Consider the following 325-nt stretch of genomic DNA (forward strand, 5'->3'; position numbering starts at 1 on the left):
TTGGCGTTCCTCATCGTGGCGTTCTTCCTGCTCACGAACAAGGTGTGGAGTCCGCAGTACTCGCTCTGGCTGGTGCCCCTCGCGGTGCTCGCCGTCCCCCGCGTGCGGCTCCTGCTGCCGTGGATGGCGTTCGACGCCCTGCTCTGGGTGGCGCACATGTCGTACTTCCACGGCGTCGACAACAAGGGGATCGGCGCGGACGTGTTCCACCCACTCGTCCTGGTCCGCGACCTGCTGGTCGTGGCGATCTGCGCCGTGGTCATCCTCGAGATCTACCGCCCCCACCTGGACCGCGTCCGCATGACGCACCAGGGCACACCCGAGG

The 325-nt window shown here is 67.4% G+C and carries 1 pseudogene; it reads left to right on the plus strand.

What is annotated here, in order from left to right:
* Positions 1-325 (plus strand): annotated as a pseudogene (locus H483_RS0119640) (hypothetical protein); the annotation flags it as partial.

It is taken from the genome of Dietzia sp. UCD-THP (assembly GCF_000349585.1).
In the GTDB taxonomy this organism is placed as follows: Bacteria; Actinomycetota; Actinomycetes; order Mycobacteriales; family Mycobacteriaceae; genus Dietzia; species Dietzia natronolimnaea_A.